Here is a 15971-nt window from a genome sequence, read left to right on the forward strand (position 1 = left end):
ACGGCCCCGCTCCGGCGGGGCCGTGTTGTTTGACCGGCGCTCCGGTGCCGACTACACTTGACCGGGTGTGCGCTTCGGTGCACCGGTGTGCCGTGCCCGAAAGGTCGTAGCCGCCGGATCGTGCCGCATCGCGCTCTCCCAGGGACTCTGAACCGCTCACGTGGTTCGAGACGCCCCCACGGCATACCCACCACACAACAGGTCCTCGAATCCTCGAGGCCCGGTGGGTCCAATTGAACTCGTCGCGCGAGCGGCGGTCCTCGTGATGCGAGAGACCTCCACTGCGGCGAATGCGCGAAATCCGCTGTCACCGTGCAGCATTATCAAGGAGAAGAAGTGCCAACCATTCAGCAGTTGGTCCGCAAGGGCCGGTCGCCGAAGGTCTCGAAGACCAAGGCTCCCGCCCTCAAGGCCAACCCGCAGCAGCGCGGCGTGTGCACCCGTGTGTACACGACCACGCCCAAGAAGCCGAACTCGGCGATGCGCAAGGTCGCTCGTGTGAAGCTGTCCAACGGGACCGAGGTCACGGCCTACATTCCCGGCGAGGGTCACAACCTCCAGGAGCACTCGATGGTGCTCGTCCGCGGCGGTCGTGTGAAGGACCTCCCCGGCGTCCGCTACAAGATCGTCCGTGGAGCGCTCGACACGCAGGCCGTGAAGAACCGCAAGCAGGCCCGTAGCCGCTACGGCGCGAAGAAGGGTTAAGCACAATGCCTCGTAAAGGACCCGCTCCCAAGCGCCCCGTCGTCGCCGATCCGGTGTACGGCGCCCCCGTGGTGAGCCAGCTCGTCAACAAGATCCTCCTCGACGGCAAGAAGGGCCTCGCCGAGCGCATCGTGTACGACGCGCTCGCCGGTGTCTCGTCGAAGAACGGTCAGGATGCCGTCGTCACGCTGAAGAAGGCGCTCGACAACGTCCGCCCGACCCTCGAGGTCAAGAGCCGCCGCGTCGGTGGCTCGACCTACCAGGTGCCCGTCGAGGTCAAGCCCCACCGGGCGAACACCCTCGCCCTCCGCTGGCTCGTGAGCTACGCGAAGGGTCGTCGTGAGAAGACCATGACCGAGCGCCTCACCAACGAGATCCTCGACGCATCAAACGGCCTCGGTGCCGCGGTCAAGCGCCGCGAAGACACCCACAAGATGGCCGAGTCGAACAAGGCATTCGCGCACTACCGCTGGTAGTCGTGATTCGGGGGTCGGCATTCATGTCGACCCCCGACCTCGTTCGCATTCGAACCCCAACTTCCCGGAGGAATACCCGTGGCACAAGACGTGCTCACCGACCTGAACAAGGTCCGCAACATCGGCATCATGGCTCACATCGATGCCGGCAAGACCACCACCACCGAGCGCATCCTGTTCTACACGGGTATCACCCACAAGATCGGCGAAGTGCACGACGGCGCGGCGACGATGGACTGGATGGCGCAGGAGCAGGAGCGCGGCATCACGATCACGTCCGCCGCGACGACCTGTTTCTGGAACAAGAACCAGATCAACATCATCGACACGCCCGGCCACGTGGACTTCACCGTCGAGGTGGAGCGTTCGCTCCGCGTCCTCGACGGCGCCGTCGCCGTGTTCGACGGCAAGGAGGGCGTCGAGCCCCAGTCGGAGACGGTCTGGCGTCAGGCCGACAAGTACGACGTACCGCGCATCTGCTTCGTCAACAAGATGGACAAGCTCGGTGCCGACTTCTACTTCACGGTCGACACGATCATCAAGCGCCTCGGCGCCAAGCCCCTCGTGATCCAGCTGCCCATCGGTGCTGAGAGCAACTTCGAGGGCGTCGTCGACCTCGTCGAGATGCGCGCGCTCACGTGGCGCGGCGACTCGAAGGGTGACGTCGAGCTCGGTGCCAAGTACGAGATCGAGGAGATCCCCGAGGACCTCAAGGAGAAGGCGGCCGAGTACCGGCAGCTGCTCCTCGAGACCGTCGCGGAGACCGATGACGAGCTGCTCGAGAAGTTCTTCGCCGGCGAGGAGCTCGCCGTCGCCGAGATCAAGGGCGCCATCCGGAAGCTCACGGTCAACAGCGAGATCTACCCCGTGCTCTGCGGCTCCGCCTTCAAGAACCGCGGCGTGCAGCCGATGCTCGACGCCGTCGTGGACTACCTCCCGTCGCCGCTCGACGTCCCCGCCGTCGAGGGTCACGACGTGAAGGACGAAGAGAAGATCGTCCTGCGCCACCCGGACTCGACCGAGCCGTTCTCGGCTCTCGCGTTCAAGGTCGCCGTGCACCCCTTCTTCGGTCGCCTCACCTACGTCCGGGTCTACTCGGGCCGGGTCGACTCCGGTGCCCAGGTCATCAACTCGACCAAGGGCAAGAAGGAGCGCATCGGCAAGATCTTCCAGATGCACGCCAACAAGGAGAACCCGGTCGACGCTGTCACCGCCGGTCACATCTACGCGGTCATCGGACTCAAGGACACGACCACGGGTGACACCCTGTGCGACCCCACGAGCCAGGTCGTCCTCGAGTCGATGACGTTCCCCGAGCCCGTCATCGAGGTCGCGATCGAGCCGAAGACGAAGGCCGACCAGGAGAAGCTCTCCGTCGCCATCCAGAAGCTCGCCGAAGAGGACCCGACGTTCCGCGTCGAGCAGAACGCCGAGACCGGCCAGACCGTCATCAAGGGCATGGGCGAGCTCCACCTCGACATCCTCGTGGACCGCATGAAGCGCGAGTTCCACGTGGAGGCGAACGTCGGAAAGCCCCAGGTGGCCTACCGCGAGACGATCCGCAAGGCCGTCGAGCGTCACGACTTCACCCACAAGAAGCAGACCGGTGGATCCGGGCAGTTCGCGAAGATCCAGTTCGCGATCGAGCCCATGGAGGTCACCGCCGAGTCGACCTACGAGTTCGTCAACAAGGTCTCCGGTGGTCGCATCCCGCGCGAGTACATCCCCTCCGTCGACCAGGGCTTCCGCGACGCGCTGAACGTCGGCATCCTCGCCGGATACCCCATGGTGGGCGTCAAGGCGACCCTGCTCGATGGTGCGGCGCACGACGTCGACTCCTCGGAGATGGCGTTCAAGATCGCCGGTTCCATGGGCTTCAAGGAGGCGGCTCGCAAGGCGAGCCCCGTCATCCTCGAACCGCTCATGGCCGTCGAGGTGCGCACGCCCGAGGAGTACATGGGCGACGTCATCGGCGACCTGAACTCCCGGCGCGGCCAGATCCAGTCCATGGAGGACGCCTCCGGCGTCAAGGTCGTCCGGGCCAATGTCCCCCTCTCGGAGATGTTCGGTTACATCGGTGATCTGCGGTCGAAGACCTCGGGTCGCGCGGTGTTCTCGATGACGTTCGAGAGCTACGCTGAGGTTCCCAAGGCTGTCGCCGAGGAGATCGTCCAGAAGGGCAAGGGCGAGTAATTCGCCCGGAGGGCTCCCCGCGCACACGGTGCGGGTCACGCAGTGTGATCCGTGCAGTGTGACGTCGCGGGGAGACCCTTGTAACATGAATACACAAACCCCCGTAGAAAACCGGGCGCAATCCAGCGTCCGGGTACCTACACGAGTCCTGAGGAGGACCCACAGTGGCTAAGGCCAAGTTCGAGCGGACCAAGCCGCACGTCAACATCGGTACGATCGGTCACGTCGACCACGGCAAGACCACCCTGACCGCAGCGATCTCGAAGGTGCTCGCCGACAAGTTCCCGTCGGCCACCAACGTTCAGCGCGACTTCGCGTCGATCGACTCCGCTCCCGAGGAGCGCCAGCGCGGCATCACGATCAACATCTCGCACGTCGAGTACGAGACGCCGAAGCGCCACTACGCGCACGTCGACGCCCCTGGTCACGCCGACTACATCAAGAACATGATCACCGGTGCTGCTCAGATGGACGGCGCGATCCTCGTGGTCGCCGCCACCGACGGCCCGATGGCTCAGACGCGTGAGCACGTGCTGCTCGCCAAGCAGGTCGGCGTGCCGTACCTGCTCGTCGCGCTCAACAAGTCGGACATGGTCGACGACGAGGAGATCCTGGAGCTCGTCGAGCTCGAGGTTCGCGAGCTGCTCTCGAGCCAGGACTTCGACGGCGACAACGCCCCCGTCGTCCGCGTCTCGGGCCTCAAGGCTCTCGAGGGCGACGAGAAGTGGGTCAACGCCATCGTCGAGCTCATGGACGCCGTCGACGAGTCCATCCCGGACCCGGTGCGCGACAAGGACAAGCCGTTCCTCATGCCGATCGAGGACGTCTTCACGATCACTGGTCGTGGAACCGTCGTCACGGGCCGCGCCGAGCGCGGAACGCTCGCGATCAACTCGGAGGTCGAGATCGTCGGCATCCGTGCGACGCAGAAGACGATCGTCACGGGTATCGAGATGTTCCACAAGCAGCTCGACGAGGCATGGGCCGGCGAGAACTGTGGTCTGCTCCTCCGCGGCACCAAGCGCGAGGACGTCGAGCGCGGCCAGGTCGTCGTCAAGCCGGGTTCGGTCACGCCGCACACCCAGTTCGAGGGCACCGCGTACATCCTGTCCAAGGATGAGGGTGGGCGTCACAACCCGTTCTACGCGAACTACCGCCCGCAGTTCTACTTCCGCACCACGGACGTCACCGGCGTCATCACGCTGCCCGAGGGCACCGAGATGGTCATGCCCGGCGACACCACGGAGATGACGGTCGAGCTCATCCAGCCGATCGCCATGGAAGAGGGCCTCGGCTTCGCCATCCGTGAGGGTGGCCGCACCGTCGGTGCCGGTACCGTCACCAACATCCTCAAGTAGTCTTCCGACCGCTTGTCCTGAAGGACCCCGGAGCATCATGCTCCGGGGTCCTTCTTGCGTTCCTGGGCTCCCGCCCATCGAGCGCGCCTACCCCCCCCTCGCGGGGGCGCCTCTGCGTGTACCCCGTACTGGGGTGAGGGTTACTCACATATACCTGTGAGCATCACTCAGTTTTACGTTACCGTGAGATCACTGCGATCTACTCGAAAAAGGGGGAGACGCCGACGCAGCGGCAGCTCACACATGAACACATCATCAGCCTTCGTCCGCACGTCGGCCGCCGCCGGCATCATCGCCTTCGCCGCTCTCACGACCGCCCTCACGGGCGGTGCGGCGTTCGCCGCGACCGACGACTACGTTCCCGACACCGGTATCTCGAACGAGTCCCCGACGACGCCGGCGCTGACGCCGGCCGACGCCGTCATCCCGGCCGACACCGTCATCCCGGCGGACGCGCCCACGGTGGACTCGGCCGACGGCCTCGCCGTCACCGGCTCCGACGCGGCGCTCATCGCCGGCCTCGCCGGGGTCTTCATCGTCGGAGGAGCCGCGATCACCATCGCCGGTTCCGCCGCACGCCGCCGGTCAGCGCGCACCCGCGGCTGACCCTCGTCGGACCGGACCCTCAGGGGCCCACGGTCCGCGGACTGGACCTGACCTGACAGGCCCTCGGTCCTCGTGTACACGGACGCCCTCCGGACTGCTCGCCAGCCCGGAGGGCGTCCGTCATTCCGGGTGTCGTCTCGTGTCGTGCGGTGGACGCCCGTGTGTGGTTCGGGCTGCTCGCCAGCCCGGAGGGCGTCGGTCATTCCGGGTGTCGTCTCGTGTCGTGCGGTGGACGCCCGTGTGTGGTTCGGCTGCTCGCCAGCCCGGAGGGCGTCCGTCATGTCGTCTCGTGTCGTGCGGTCGACGCCCGTGTGTGGTCCGGGCTGCTCGCCAGCCTGTTGCGCCGCACGGCGCACGCCCTTCTCCGGCCGGGGCTGCTGGTGGACCCGTGGGTGTCCGGCCTGTGCGCCGGGTGTCGGCTGGTGCCGTGCTGTGGACGGGCGAAACGGTCCCGTGGGCCTCGCGCGACACGCCCGGGTTGCACGAATGGCCCGCGTCTCGTAGACTTTCCTAGTTCAACACTTCGCGGTTGTCGTGCGCCTGCGCACCGACTCGTATCGCGAATCACTGCCAGGCAGTGCATAGGCAAGCCCCCGGTCCTCACGGATCGCGCCGGGCACGGGTCTAGGCCGCGGGTAGCAGAACAACGACTCAACCGAATCCCATCGATCCGGCTACACGCATGTCTCGCGTCAGGTCTCCTGGCGAAGGCGTACGGGGCCGGGGGAGTGGAGCGGCGAGGTTTGACAGAAGAACAGTGCTCGAGAGAAGTGCTCGAGAGAAGCGCGTCCAATGCGAGGGATCGTAAGACGCAAGACAGAGAGTGAGTCACACAATGGCGGGACAGAAGATCCGCATTCGACTTAAGTCGTACGACCACGAGGTCATCGACACCTCGGCACGCAAGATCGTCGACACGGTCACCCGCGCGGGTGCGACCGTCGTCGGCCCCGTGCCGCTCCCGACGGAGAAGAACGTGGTCGCCGTCATCCGTTCGCCCCACAAGTACAAGGACAGCCGCGAGCACTTCGAGATGCGCACGCACAAGCGCCTCATCGACATCATCGACCCGACGCCGAAGGCCGTCGACTCGCTCATGCGACTCGACCTGCCCGCCGACGTCAACATCGAGATCAAGCTCTGAGCACAGGGCCGGATAGGGACGAATAAGAATGTCAACGCAGAACAAGACCAGCAGGGGCCTGCTCGGCACCAAGCTCGGCATGACCCAGGTATGGGACGAGAACAACAAGCTCGTTCCCGTCACCGTGATCCAGGTCACCCCGAACGTCGTGACGCAGGTCCGTACGCCCGAGGTCGACGGCTACGACGCCGTCCAGATCGCCTACGGGCAGATCGACCCTCGCAAGGTGAACCAGCCCGCCGGCGGTCACTTCGACAAGGCCGGCGTCACGCCGCGCCGTCACCTCACCGAGATCCGCACCGCAGACGCCTCCGACTACTCACTCGGTCAGGAGCTCACGGTGGACGGGCTCTTCGAGGCCGGCCAGAAGGTCGACGTCGTCGGAACCTCGAAGGGTAAGGGTTTCGCCGGTGTCATGAAGCGCCACAACTTCAAGGGTGTCGGCGCCTCCCACGGTGCGCACCGCAACCACCGCAAGCCGGGTTCCATCGGAGCCTCCTCGACCCCCAGCCGTGTCTTCAAGGGCATGCGCATGGCCGGTCGCATGGGTGGCGAGCGTGTCACCGTCATGAACCTCCACGTGCACTCCGTCGACGCCGAGAAGGGACTCATCCTCGTCAAGGGGGCCGTCCCCGGCGCGCGTGGTCGCCTGGTTTTCGTCCGCAACGCAGTGAAGGGAGCCTGACACCATGGCTACTGAACTCGACGTTCTCGACACCGCAGGGAAGAAGGCCGGCTCCGTCGAGCTCCCCTCCGACCTCTTCGATGTCCAGACCAACATCCCGCTGATCCACCAGGTCGTCGTCGCGCAGCTCGCGGCCGCTCGCCAGGGCACGCACAAGACCAAGGGTCGTGGCGAGGTCTCCGGTGCTGGTCGTAAGCCCTTCAAGCAGAAGGGAACCGGTCGCGCCCGTCAGGGCTCGATCCGTGCCCCTCAGATGACGGGTGGTGGAATCGTCCACGGACCGGTGCCCCGCAGCTACGCGCAGCGCACCCCCAAGAAGATGATCGCCGCCGCGCTCCTCGGAGCCCTCTCGGATCGCGCACGGGGCAGCCGCCTCCACGTCGTCGAGACGCTCGCCCTCGCGGACGAGCGCATCACGCGGGCAGCGGCCGCCTACCTCGGCGGAATCGCCTCCTCGAAGCACGTCCTCGTGGTTCTCGAGCGCGACGACGAGCAGAGCCTGCTCGCCGTCCGCAACCTCCCCACGGTGCACGTGCTCAGCCAGGACCAGCTCAACGCGTACGACGTTCTCGTCTCCGACGACATCGTCTTCACCAAGGCAGCCTTCGACGCGTTCGTCGCGGCGAAGTCCAAGAAGGAAGAGGTGAACGCGTAATGGCCACCAACAAGGACCCGCGCGACATCATCATCAGCCCCGTCGTCTCCGAGAAGAGCTACGGACTGATCGACGAGGGCAAGTACACGTTCGTCGTGGACCCCCGCTCCAACAAGACCGAGATCAAGCTCGCCATCGAGAAGATCTTCCAGGTCCAGGTCGCGTCCGTGAACACCCTGAACCGCACGGGTAAGACGCGCCGCACGAAGTTCGGCCTCGGTAAGCGCAAGGACACCAAGCGCGCCATCGTCACACTCAAGTCCGGTTCCATCGACATCTTCACGGCTGTCGGCTAGGAAACGGGAGGAAGAAAACATGGCTATTCGCAAGTACAAGCCCACGACCCCTGGTCGCCGCGGCTCCAGCGTCGCCGACTTCGCCGAGATCACGCGATCGACGCCCGAGAAGTCGCTGCTCCGTCCGATCTCCAAGACCGGTGGACGCAACAACCAGGGACGCATCACGACCCGTCACATCGGTGGTGGACACAAGCGCCAGTACCGCCTCATCGACTTCCGTCGCAATGACAAGGACGGCGTGAACGCCAAGGTCGCTCACATCGAGTACGACCCCAACCGCACGGCTCGCATCGCGCTGCTCCACTTCGTGGACGGCACGAAGCGCTACATCCTCGCGCCGAACAAGCTCTCGCAGGGCGACATCGTCGAGTCGGGTGCCGGAGCGGACATCAAGCCGGGCAACAACCTGCCGCTGCGCAACATCCCCACCGGTACGGTCATCCACGCGATCGAGCTTAAGCCCGGTGGCGGCGCCAAGATGGCCCGTTCCGCCGGAGCCTCCGTGCGACTCGTCGCCAAGGACGGCCCCTACGCGCAGCTCCGTCTGCCGTCCGGTGAGATCCGCAACGTCGACGCGCGCTGCCGCGCGACCGTCGGCGAGGTCGGTAACGCCGAGCAGTCGAACATCAACTGGGGCAAGGCCGGCCGGAAGCGCTGGAAGGGCGTCCGCCCGACCGTGCGTGGTGTCGCGATGAACCCGGTCGACCACCCGCACGGTGGTGGTGAGGGCAAGACCTCCGGTGGACGCCACCCGGTCAGCCCGTGGGGCCAGAAGGAAGGCCGCACGCGCCACCCCAACAAGGAGAGCGACAAGCTCATCGTCCGCCGTCGTACCGCCCTCAAGAAGCGCAAGTAGGAGTTGTAGAAGATGCCTCGCAGTCTCAAGAAGGGCCCCTTCGTTGACGACCACCTGTTTCGCAAGGTCGTCGCGCAGAACGAAGCCGGCTCCAAGAACGTCATCAAGACCTGGTCGCGCCGCTCGATGATCGTGCCCGCCATGCTCAACCACACGATCGCCGTTCACGATGGTCGCAAGCACATCCCGGTGTTCGTCACCGAGACCATGGTCGGTCACAAGCTCGGCGAGTTCGCGCCGACGCGTACCTTCCGCGGCCACGTGAAGGACGACAAGAAGGGTCGCCGCCGCTGACCGCGGTGGCGTTAGGAGGAACAGAAATGGTGGAAGCCATCGCACGCGTGCGACACATCCGCGTGACCCCCATGAAGGCCCGTCGTGTCGTCAACCTCATCCGCGGCAAGCAGGCTCAGGAGGCACTCGCCATCCTGAAGTTCGCCCCGCAGGCTGCATCGGAGCCGGTCTACAAGCTCGTCGCGTCCGCTATCGCGAACGCACGGGTCAAGGCCGACGCGACCAACAGCTACCTGGACGAGCAGGACCTGTACATCGCCAAGGCATTCGTCGACGAGGGCGCGACCCTCAAGCGTTTCCAGCCGCGTGCCCAGGGCCGTGCATTCCGTATCAACAAGCGCACGAGCCACATCACGGTTGTGCTCGCCACTCCCGAGGAGGGGACGAAGTAATGGGTCAGAAAGTCAACCCGTACGGCTTCCGCCTCGGCATCACCACCGACCATGTGTCGCGTTGGTACGCCGACAGCACGAAGCCCGGACAGCGCTACGCCGATTACGTGGCCGAGGACGTGAAGATCCGTCGCCTGCTGAGCACTTCGCTCGACCGCGCCGGCGTCTCGCGTATCGAGATCGAGCGGACGCGTGACCGCGTCCGTGTGGACATCCACACGGCTCGCCCCGGCATCGTCATCGGTCGCCGCGGCGCCGAGGCGGAGCGGATCCGCGCCGACCTCGAGAAGCTCACGAAGAAGCAGATCCAGCTGAACATCCTCGAGGTCAAGAACCCCGAGGCCGACGCTCAGCTCGTCGCCCAGGGCATCGCCGAGCAGCTCACCGCTCGTGTGGCGTTCCGCCGCGCGATGCGCAAGGGACTGCAGGGCGCTCAGCGTGCCGGCGCCAAGGGTGTCCGCATCCAGGTGTCCGGTCGTCTCGGCGGCGCCGAGATGAGCCGCTCGGAGTTCTACCGCGAGGGCCGCGTGCCCCTGCACACGCTCCGCGCGAACATCGACTACGGCTTCTACGAGGCCAAGACGACGTTCGGCCGCATCGGCGTGAAGGTGTGGATCTACAAGGGCGACATCACGAACAAGGAACTCGCTCGCGAGCAGGCCGGCCAGAAGTCCAGCCGTCCGGAGCGCAGCGACCGTCCGCGTCGTGCCCCTCGTAACGAGGCGCCCGTCGCCGCAGGAGTTGAGGCATAACCATGTTGATCCCACGCAGAGTCAAGCACCGCAAGCAGCACCGCCCCGTGCGTACCGGTCAGGCGACCGGTGGCACGAAGGTCAGCTTCGGCGAGTTCGGCATCCAGGCCATGACGCCCGCTTACGTGACCAACCGTCAGATCGAGTCCGCTCGTATCGCCATGACGCGTCACATCAAGCGTGGTGGAAAGGTGTGGATCAACATCTACCCCGACCGTCCGCTCACGAAGAAGCCGGCCGAAACCCGCATGGGTTCCGGTAAGGGTTCGCCCGAGTGGTGGGTCGCGAACGTCAAGCCCGGCCGTGTGCTCTTCGAGGTCGCGGGAGTCGACGAGACTCTCGCCCGCGAGGCGCTCACCCGTGCTATCCACAAGCTGCCCCTCAAGGCACGCATCATCAAGCGCGAGGAGGGCGACGCATAATGGCGATCGGTTCCAAGGAGCTCAGCCCCATCGAGCTCGACACATTCGAAGACGAGCGACTCGTCGATGAGCTGCGGAAGGCCAAGGAAGAGCTGTTCAACCTGCGCTTCCAGGCCGCGACCGGCCAGCTCGAGACGCACGGGCGTCTGCGCGCCGTCAAGCGCGACATCGCCCGCATCTACACGGTCATCCGTGAGCGCGAGCTCGGGATCCGGGCCACCCCGGCTCCCATCGAGGTGCCCACCAAGGCCCCGAAGAAGAGCAAGAAGGCTGCGAAGGAGTCCGCTGAGGACACCACCGCGACGCCCGACGAGACGAAGGAGGCCTAGACATGGCTACCGCAACTGAGAAGGCTGCGCAGGGTCACGAGTCGGCCGAGCACGACGTCAAGGACGCCGCGAGCCGCGGTTACCGCAAGACGCGTCGCGGCTACGTGACGAGCGACAAGATGGACAAGACCATCGTGGTCGAGGTCGAGGACCGGGTGAAGCACCCGCTCTACGGCAAGGTCATCCGTCGCACGTCCAAGGTCAAGGCGCACGACGAGAACGGGACCGCCGGCATCGGTGACCTCGTCATCATCTCGGAGACCCGCCCGCTGAGCGCGACCAAGCGCTGGCGCCTGGTCGAAGTCCTCGAGAAGGCCAAGTAAGCCCCCGGGCTTACTTCGGAGAAGGAGAACAGGATGCTTCAGCAGGAATCGCGCGTCAAGGTGGCCGACAACACCGGCGCCAAGGAGTTGCTCACGATCCGGGTCCTCGGTGGCTCGGCTCGGCGCTACGCCGGCCTCGGCGACGTCATCGTCGCGACCGTCAAGGACGCCATCCCCGGCGGCAACGTCAAGAAGGGCGACGTCGTCAAGGCGGTCGTCGTCCGGGTCAAGAAGCAGACGCGTCGCAACGACGGGTCCTACATCAAGTTCGATGAGAACGCGGCAGTGATCCTGAAGGGTGACGGCGACCCTCGTGGAACCCGCATCTTCGGGCCGGTCGGTCGTGAACTTCGCGACAAGAAGTTCATGAAGATCGTGTCGCTGGCGCCGGAGGTTATCTAAATCATGGCGAAGATCAAAAAGGGCGACCTGGTCCAGGTGATCACGGGACCCAAGCAGGACCGTGGTGGGTTCCGCGGCAAGCAGGGCCGCGTCATCGAGGTGCTCGTGGAGCGAAACCGCGTCATCGTCGAGGGTGTCAACTACGTCACCAAGCACGTCCGTCAGGGACAGACGCAGCGCGGCACGAAGACCGGTGGCATCGAGACCCATGAGGCCCCGATCCACATCTCCAACGTGGTGCTGCTCGACCCCGACACGAAGAAGCCGGTCAAGGTCGGCTACCGTTCCGAAGAAGTCGTGAAGGACGGCGTCTCCAAGACGCGTCGCGTTCGCATCGACAAGAAGTCTGGTAAGGACCTCACGTAATGACAGACACTGCTGCGGCTGGCAAAATCCAGCCCCGCCTCAAGGAAAAGTACAAGGGCGAGCTCGCCGCGAAGCTGATGGGCGACCTCGGCTTCACGAACGTCCACCAGATCCCGACGCTCACCAAGATCGTCGTGAACATGGGTGTCGGCGACGCGGCCCGCGATGGCAAGATCATCGACGGCGCGATCGCGGACCTCACCCTCATCACGGGTCAGAAGCCGCAGGTCACGAAGGCCCGCAAGTCCATCGCTCAGTTCAAGCTGCGCGAGGGTCAGCCGATCGGCGCGCACGTCACACTGCGCGGCGACCGCATGTGGGAGTTCCTCGACCGGCTGCTCTCGCTCGCACTGCCCCGTATCCGCGACTTCCGCGGCCTCTCGGACCGCCAGTTCGACGGCAACGGCAACTACACGTTCGGTCTCACGGAGCAGGCTGTGTTCCACGAGATCAACCAGGACCGTATCGACCGTGTCCGCGGTATGGACATCACGGTCGTCACGACGGCGAAGACCGACGACGAGGGACGTGCGCTGCTCAAGGCGCTCGGTTTCCCCTTCAAGTCGGCCGACACCGCGAAGTAGGCTCTGCCACCGGCAGGGCAGGGGTCCGGCAACCGCCGGACCCCACCACCACAGGTCGTCACTCGCGTAACGGGTGCCGAAACCTGGTGAACGAAGGAAATCCATCATGACGATGACAGATCCGGTCGCAGACATGCTGACCAGACTGCGGAACGCCAACTCGGCGTACCACGACAGCGTCTCCATGCCCCACTCGAAGCTCAAGGGGCACATCGCCGACATCCTCAAGTCGGAGGGTTACATCTCCGAGTGGACCGTCGCCGATGCGGCCGTCGGCCAGACGCTCACCCTGAGCCTCAAGTTCGGCCCCAACCGCGAGCGCTCGATCGCCGGCATCAAGCGGGTCTCGAAGCCCGGTCTCCGCGTCTACGCGAAGTCGACCGAGCTCCCCACCGTGCTCGGCGGTCTCGGTGTCGCCATCCTGTCCACCTCCTCCGGTCTGCTCACCGACCGCCAGGCTGAGAAGAAGGGCGTCGGCGGGGAAGTCCTCGCCTACGTGTGGTAATCCGTCATGTCCCGTATTGGAAGACTCCCCATCGACATCCCCTCCGGGGTGACCGTCTCGATCGACGGCCGTGATGTCGCCGTCAAGGGCCCGAAGGGTGAGCTCGCGCTCACCGTCGCAGCCCCCATCGAGGCCGTTGTCGAAGACAACCAGGTCCTCGTCACCCGTCCGGACGACGAGCGCACGTCGCGTTCGCTCCACGGCCTCACCCGTACGCTCATCGCCAACCAGATCATCGGCGTGACGCAGGGGTACACCAAGGGCCTCGAGGTCGTCGGCACCGGTTACCGGGTCATGCAGAAGGGCGACTCGGTCGAGTTCGCCCTCGGCTTCTCCCACCCCGTCGTCGTCGAGCCGCCGGTCGGCATCACCTTCACGGTTGAGGGCAACAACAAGCTCACCGTGTCGGGCATCGACAAGCAGGCCGTCGGTGAAGTCGCCGCCAACATCCGCAAGATCCGCAAGCCCGAGCCCTACAAAGGCAAGGGTGTGCGTTACGCCGGCGAGAACGTTCGCCGCAAGGCCGGAAAGGCTGGTAAGTAACCATGGCTGTCAAGACCAAGTCCGCCGCCCGTGGCCGTCGCCACGCGCGTCTGCGGAAGAAGATCGAGGGTACAGCCCTCCGTCCCCGTCTCGTCGTGACGCGCTCTGCTCGTCACGTCTTCGTCCAGGTCGTCGACGACGCCCGGGGCCACACGCTCGTGTCGGCTTCGACGCTCGAGACCGACCTGCGCTCGTTCGACGGTGACAAGACCGCCAAGGCGAAGCGCGTCGGCGAGCTCGTCGCCGAGCGTGCCAAGCAGGCCGGCATCGAAGGTGTCGTTTTCGATCGTGGCGGGAACCGCTACGCAGGACGCGTCGCGGCGATCGCCGAAGGTGCTCGAGAGGGTGGATTGAACCTGTGAGCGAAGAGACCAACAAGGAGAAGGTTGTGGCTGAGACCACTGCGCCTGACAACACCGCGGCTGACACGACCGCGCCGGAGAAGGCTGCGGCCGAGAAGACCGCACCGGACACGGCCGTGGCCGAGACCGCTGAGAAGCCGGTCGAGACCGCTGCCGGTAGCGAGAGCCAGACGCGCGACGAGCGCTCCGGCCGTCGTGGCGGCGGCGGAGGCGGCGGTCGTGACCGCAACCAGGGCGGGCGCGACCGTGGAGGTCGCGACCAGGACAAGAGCCAGTTCCTCGAGCGCGTCGTCACGATCAACCGCGTGTCGAAGGTCGTGAAGGGTGGACGTCGGTTCAGCTTCACTGCTCTCGTCGTCGTCGGTGACGGCAACGGACTCGTGGGTGTCGGCTACGGCAAGGCCCGCGAGGTTCCCCTCGCGATCTCGAAGGGCGTCGAGGAGGCGAAGAAGAACTTCTTCCGCGTCCCCCGCGTCGGATCGACGATCCCGCACCCCGTCCAGGGTGAGGCCGCAGCCGGTGTCGTCCTGCTGCGTCCGGCCGCTGCCGGTACCGGTGTCATCGCCGGTGGACCGGTTCGCGCCGTTCTGGAGTGCGCCGGTATCCACGACGTGCTGTCGAAGTCGCTCGGTTCCTCGAACACGATCAACATCGTCCACGCCACGGTCACGGCGCTGCAGCTGCTCGAGGAACCTCGTGCCGTTGCCGCCCGTCGTGGTCTCGAATTCGACCAGGTCGCTCCCGAGCGCCTCGTCCGAGCAGAAGCCGACGCCGCAGCTGCGGCCGCGGCGAAGGTAGGTGCCTGATGGCCGGTCGTCTGAAGGTCACGCAGACCAAGTCCAAAGTTAGTGAGAAGCAGTACCAGCGGGACACGCTGCGCAGCCTCGGCCTCAAGCGCATCGGCGATGTCGTCGTCCGCCCGGACGACGCGCAGAACCGTGGCTACGTCAACACTGTTGCTCACCTCGTGAAGGTTGAGGAGATCGACTAATGGCTGACGAGAAGAACGACGTCACCGAGGAGACCCCGAAGAAGAAGGCTGCGCCCAAGGCGAAGTCGGACACGACGGAGAAGGCTCCGAAGGCCGAAAAGGCCGCGCCCAAGGCGAAGGCCCCCGCGGCCGCCGCCGACAAGCCCAAGAAGGCGCCGGCCAAGAAGGCTGCGGCATCGACCTCGGCTTCGGCCGAGTCGTCGGATGCAGCGCCGAAGACGGAGAAGAAGGCCACTGAGACGACCGCGGCTCGCGCCCAGGTCCTCAAGGTCCACCACCTCCGTCCCGCCGCCGGTTCCAAGAAGGCCAGGACCCGTGTGGGTCGTGGTGAGGGATCCAAGGGTAAGACCGCGGGTCGTGGAACCAAGGGCACGAAGGCCCGTTACTCGATCAAGGCCGGCTTCGAGGGTGGTCAGCTTCCGTCGCACATGCGTGCGCCGAAGCTGCGCGGCTTCAAGAACCCGTTCCGGGTCGAGTATCAGGTCGTCAACCTCGAAAAGCTCGCAGAGCTCTACCCGTCGGGTGGAGACGTCACCGTGGCCGACCTCGTCCAGAAGGGCGCCGTTCGCAAGAACGAGCTCGTCAAGGTCCTCGGCGGCGGCGATGGCGACCTGGGCGTCAAGCTCAACGTCACCGTCGACAAGGTCTCCGGTTCCGCGCAGGAGAAGATCCTCGCGGCCGGCGGCTCGGTAAAGTAGTCCCGAACTAATCCCGACCGGCTCCTCTCCG

At 65.6% G+C, this 15971-nt stretch carries 25 protein-coding genes; all 25 read left to right on the forward strand.

Annotated elements, in window-relative coordinates:
• The first annotated feature begins 336 nt into the window (after positions 1-336).
• Complete coding sequence (gene rpsL / locus ELQ94_RS11085) at positions 337-705, forward strand: 30S ribosomal protein S12 (RefSeq protein ID WP_106562003.1); 369 nt, start codon at positions 337-339, stop codon at positions 703-705.
• A 5-nt stretch (positions 706-710) separates the two neighbouring features.
• Positions 711-1181: a 30S ribosomal protein S7 gene (gene rpsG, locus ELQ94_RS11090; protein ID WP_106562002.1), complete on the forward strand. Its 471-nt coding sequence runs from the start codon at positions 711-713 to the stop codon at positions 1179-1181.
• A gap of 78 nt (positions 1182-1259) precedes the next feature.
• Entirely contained in the window at positions 1260-3374 is a 2115-nt protein-coding gene (gene fusA / locus ELQ94_RS11095) for an elongation factor G (protein ID WP_127050338.1), read from the forward strand.
• 164 nt (positions 3375-3538) lie between these two features.
• The gene (gene tuf, locus ELQ94_RS11100) at positions 3539-4732 is read left to right on the forward strand and encodes an elongation factor Tu (protein ID WP_127050340.1); all 1194 of its coding nucleotides are present in this window, start codon (positions 3539-3541) and stop codon (positions 4730-4732) included.
• Between the two features lie 243 nt (positions 4733-4975).
• On the forward strand, positions 4976-5338 hold the full coding sequence (locus ELQ94_RS11105; protein WP_127050342.1) for a hypothetical protein: 363 nt from the start codon (positions 4976-4978) through the stop codon (positions 5336-5338).
• Between the two features lie 835 nt (positions 5339-6173).
• Positions 6174-6482 (forward strand): 30S ribosomal protein S10, encoded by a 309-nt coding sequence (rpsJ, locus tag ELQ94_RS11110; protein WP_022895514.1) that lies wholly within the window; start codon positions 6174-6176, stop codon positions 6480-6482.
• 28 nt (positions 6483-6510) lie between these two features.
• Complete coding sequence (rplC, locus tag ELQ94_RS11115; protein ID WP_127050344.1) at positions 6511-7167, forward strand: 50S ribosomal protein L3; 657 nt, start codon at positions 6511-6513, stop codon at positions 7165-7167.
• A 4-nt stretch (positions 7168-7171) separates the two neighbouring features.
• Entirely contained in the window at positions 7172-7822 is a 651-nt protein-coding gene (gene rplD / locus ELQ94_RS11120; protein ID WP_127050346.1) for a 50S ribosomal protein L4, read from the forward strand.
• Positions 7822-8118 carry a 50S ribosomal protein L23 gene (gene rplW / locus ELQ94_RS11125; RefSeq protein ID WP_127050348.1) on the forward strand — a complete coding sequence of 99 codons (297 nt, stop codon included), beginning with the start codon at positions 7822-7824 and terminating at the stop codon, positions 8116-8118. The genes rplD and rplW overlap by 1 nt, the downstream gene beginning before the upstream one ends.
• Before the next feature lie 19 nt (positions 8119-8137).
• Positions 8138-8977: a 50S ribosomal protein L2 gene (gene rplB / locus ELQ94_RS11130; protein ID WP_127050351.1), complete on the forward strand. Its 840-nt coding sequence runs from the start codon at positions 8138-8140 to the stop codon at positions 8975-8977.
• 12 nt (positions 8978-8989) lie between these two features.
• On the forward strand, positions 8990-9271 hold the full coding sequence (rpsS, locus tag ELQ94_RS11135) for a 30S ribosomal protein S19 (protein ID WP_127050353.1): 282 nt from the start codon (positions 8990-8992) through the stop codon (positions 9269-9271).
• Positions 9272-9297: 26 nt separating this feature from the next.
• Complete coding sequence (rplV, locus tag ELQ94_RS11140) at positions 9298-9663, forward strand: 50S ribosomal protein L22 (protein ID WP_127050355.1); 366 nt, start codon at positions 9298-9300, stop codon at positions 9661-9663.
• Positions 9663-10415 carry a 30S ribosomal protein S3 gene (gene rpsC / locus ELQ94_RS11145; protein WP_106561988.1) on the forward strand — a complete coding sequence of 251 codons (753 nt, stop codon included), beginning with the start codon at positions 9663-9665 and terminating at the stop codon, positions 10413-10415. The genes rplV and rpsC overlap by 1 nt, the downstream gene beginning before the upstream one ends.
• A 2-nt stretch (positions 10416-10417) precedes the next feature.
• The gene (gene rplP, locus ELQ94_RS11150; protein ID WP_106561987.1) at positions 10418-10837 is read left to right on the forward strand and encodes a 50S ribosomal protein L16; all 420 of its coding nucleotides are present in this window, start codon (positions 10418-10420) and stop codon (positions 10835-10837) included.
• Positions 10837-11166, forward strand: a complete 330-nt coding sequence (gene rpmC / locus ELQ94_RS11155; protein ID WP_127050357.1) for a 50S ribosomal protein L29 — start codon at positions 10837-10839, stop codon at positions 11164-11166. Before rplP ends, rpmC begins: the two co-directional genes overlap by 1 nt.
• A gap of 2 nt (positions 11167-11168) precedes the next feature.
• Positions 11169-11489, forward strand: coding sequence for a 30S ribosomal protein S17 (gene rpsQ, locus ELQ94_RS11160; RefSeq protein ID WP_127050359.1), 321 nt, complete (start codon positions 11169-11171; stop codon positions 11487-11489).
• A 33-nt stretch (positions 11490-11522) separates the two neighbouring features.
• Positions 11523-11891 carry a 50S ribosomal protein L14 gene (gene rplN / locus ELQ94_RS11165; protein ID WP_127050361.1) on the forward strand — a complete coding sequence of 123 codons (369 nt, stop codon included), beginning with the start codon at positions 11523-11525 and terminating at the stop codon, positions 11889-11891.
• Between the two features lie 3 nt (positions 11892-11894).
• Positions 11895-12257 (forward strand): 50S ribosomal protein L24, encoded by a 363-nt coding sequence (rplX, locus tag ELQ94_RS11170; RefSeq protein WP_127050363.1) that lies wholly within the window; start codon positions 11895-11897, stop codon positions 12255-12257.
• Positions 12257-12841 carry a 50S ribosomal protein L5 gene (rplE, locus tag ELQ94_RS11175; protein WP_127050364.1) on the forward strand — a complete coding sequence of 195 codons (585 nt, stop codon included), beginning with the start codon at positions 12257-12259 and terminating at the stop codon, positions 12839-12841. The genes rplX and rplE overlap by 1 nt, the downstream gene beginning before the upstream one ends.
• Before the next feature lie 106 nt (positions 12842-12947).
• Complete coding sequence (gene rpsH / locus ELQ94_RS11180) at positions 12948-13346, forward strand: 30S ribosomal protein S8 (protein ID WP_106561981.1); 399 nt, start codon at positions 12948-12950, stop codon at positions 13344-13346.
• A gap of 6 nt (positions 13347-13352) precedes the next feature.
• Positions 13353-13889, forward strand: a complete 537-nt coding sequence (gene rplF, locus ELQ94_RS11185) for a 50S ribosomal protein L6 (protein WP_127050366.1) — start codon at positions 13353-13355, stop codon at positions 13887-13889.
• A gap of 2 nt (positions 13890-13891) precedes the next feature.
• A complete protein-coding gene (rplR, locus tag ELQ94_RS11190) occupies positions 13892-14251 on the forward strand; it encodes a 50S ribosomal protein L18 (RefSeq protein WP_127050368.1) in 360 nt (119 codons plus the stop codon).
• 116 nt (positions 14252-14367) lie between these two features.
• Positions 14368-15057 (forward strand): 30S ribosomal protein S5, encoded by a 690-nt coding sequence (gene rpsE, locus ELQ94_RS11195; RefSeq protein ID WP_127050830.1) that lies wholly within the window; start codon positions 14368-14370, stop codon positions 15055-15057.
• Complete coding sequence (rpmD, locus tag ELQ94_RS11200) at positions 15057-15242, forward strand: 50S ribosomal protein L30 (protein ID WP_127050370.1); 186 nt, start codon at positions 15057-15059, stop codon at positions 15240-15242. Before rpsE ends, rpmD begins: the two co-directional genes overlap by 1 nt.
• On the forward strand, positions 15242-15940 hold the full coding sequence (rplO, locus tag ELQ94_RS11205) for a 50S ribosomal protein L15 (RefSeq protein WP_127050372.1): 699 nt from the start codon (positions 15242-15244) through the stop codon (positions 15938-15940). Before rpmD ends, rplO begins: the two co-directional genes overlap by 1 nt.
• The last annotated feature ends 31 nt before the right edge of the window (positions 15941-15971 follow it).

This window comes from Labedella endophytica, assembly GCF_003990045.1.
GTDB classification, from domain to species: Bacteria; Actinomycetota; Actinomycetes; order Actinomycetales; family Microbacteriaceae; genus Labedella; species Labedella endophytica.

What these genes read in the sequence shown, in the direction of transcription:
- rpsG (WP_106562002.1), top strand. Translation starts at nt 711, where the DNA reads ATGCCTCGTAAAGGACCCGCTCCCAAGCGCCCCGTCGTCGCCGATCCG.
- ELQ94_RS11105 (WP_127050342.1), top strand. Translation starts at nt 4,976, where the DNA reads ATGAACACATCATCAGCCTTCGTCCGCACGTCGGCCGCCGCCGGCATC.
- rpsJ (WP_022895514.1), top strand. Translation starts at nt 6,174, where the DNA reads ATGGCGGGACAGAAGATCCGCATTCGACTTAAGTCGTACGACCACGAG.
- rplC (WP_127050344.1), top strand. Translation starts at nt 6,511, where the DNA reads ATGTCAACGCAGAACAAGACCAGCAGGGGCCTGCTCGGCACCAAGCTC.
- rplD (WP_127050346.1), top strand. Translation starts at nt 7,172, where the DNA reads ATGGCTACTGAACTCGACGTTCTCGACACCGCAGGGAAGAAGGCCGGC.
- rplW (WP_127050348.1), top strand. Translation starts at nt 7,822, where the DNA reads ATGGCCACCAACAAGGACCCGCGCGACATCATCATCAGCCCCGTCGTC.
- rplB (WP_127050351.1), top strand. Translation starts at nt 8,138, where the DNA reads ATGGCTATTCGCAAGTACAAGCCCACGACCCCTGGTCGCCGCGGCTCC.
- rpsS (WP_127050353.1), top strand. Translation starts at nt 8,990, where the DNA reads ATGCCTCGCAGTCTCAAGAAGGGCCCCTTCGTTGACGACCACCTGTTT.
- rplV (WP_127050355.1), top strand. Translation starts at nt 9,298, where the DNA reads ATGGTGGAAGCCATCGCACGCGTGCGACACATCCGCGTGACCCCCATG.
- rpsC (WP_106561988.1), top strand. Translation starts at nt 9,663, where the DNA reads ATGGGTCAGAAAGTCAACCCGTACGGCTTCCGCCTCGGCATCACCACC.
- rplP (WP_106561987.1), top strand. Translation starts at nt 10,418, where the DNA reads ATGTTGATCCCACGCAGAGTCAAGCACCGCAAGCAGCACCGCCCCGTG.
- rpmC (WP_127050357.1), top strand. Translation starts at nt 10,837, where the DNA reads ATGGCGATCGGTTCCAAGGAGCTCAGCCCCATCGAGCTCGACACATTC.
- rpsQ (WP_127050359.1), top strand. Translation starts at nt 11,169, where the DNA reads ATGGCTACCGCAACTGAGAAGGCTGCGCAGGGTCACGAGTCGGCCGAG.
- rplN (WP_127050361.1), top strand. Translation starts at nt 11,523, where the DNA reads ATGCTTCAGCAGGAATCGCGCGTCAAGGTGGCCGACAACACCGGCGCC.
- rplX (WP_127050363.1), top strand. Translation starts at nt 11,895, where the DNA reads ATGGCGAAGATCAAAAAGGGCGACCTGGTCCAGGTGATCACGGGACCC.
- rplE (WP_127050364.1), top strand. Translation starts at nt 12,257, where the DNA reads ATGACAGACACTGCTGCGGCTGGCAAAATCCAGCCCCGCCTCAAGGAA.
- rpsH (WP_106561981.1), top strand. Translation starts at nt 12,948, where the DNA reads ATGACGATGACAGATCCGGTCGCAGACATGCTGACCAGACTGCGGAAC.
- rplF (WP_127050366.1), top strand. Translation starts at nt 13,353, where the DNA reads ATGTCCCGTATTGGAAGACTCCCCATCGACATCCCCTCCGGGGTGACC.
- rplR (WP_127050368.1), top strand. Translation starts at nt 13,892, where the DNA reads ATGGCTGTCAAGACCAAGTCCGCCGCCCGTGGCCGTCGCCACGCGCGT.
- rpmD (WP_127050370.1), top strand. Translation starts at nt 15,057, where the DNA reads ATGGCCGGTCGTCTGAAGGTCACGCAGACCAAGTCCAAAGTTAGTGAG.
- rplO (WP_127050372.1), top strand. Translation starts at nt 15,242, where the DNA reads ATGGCTGACGAGAAGAACGACGTCACCGAGGAGACCCCGAAGAAGAAG.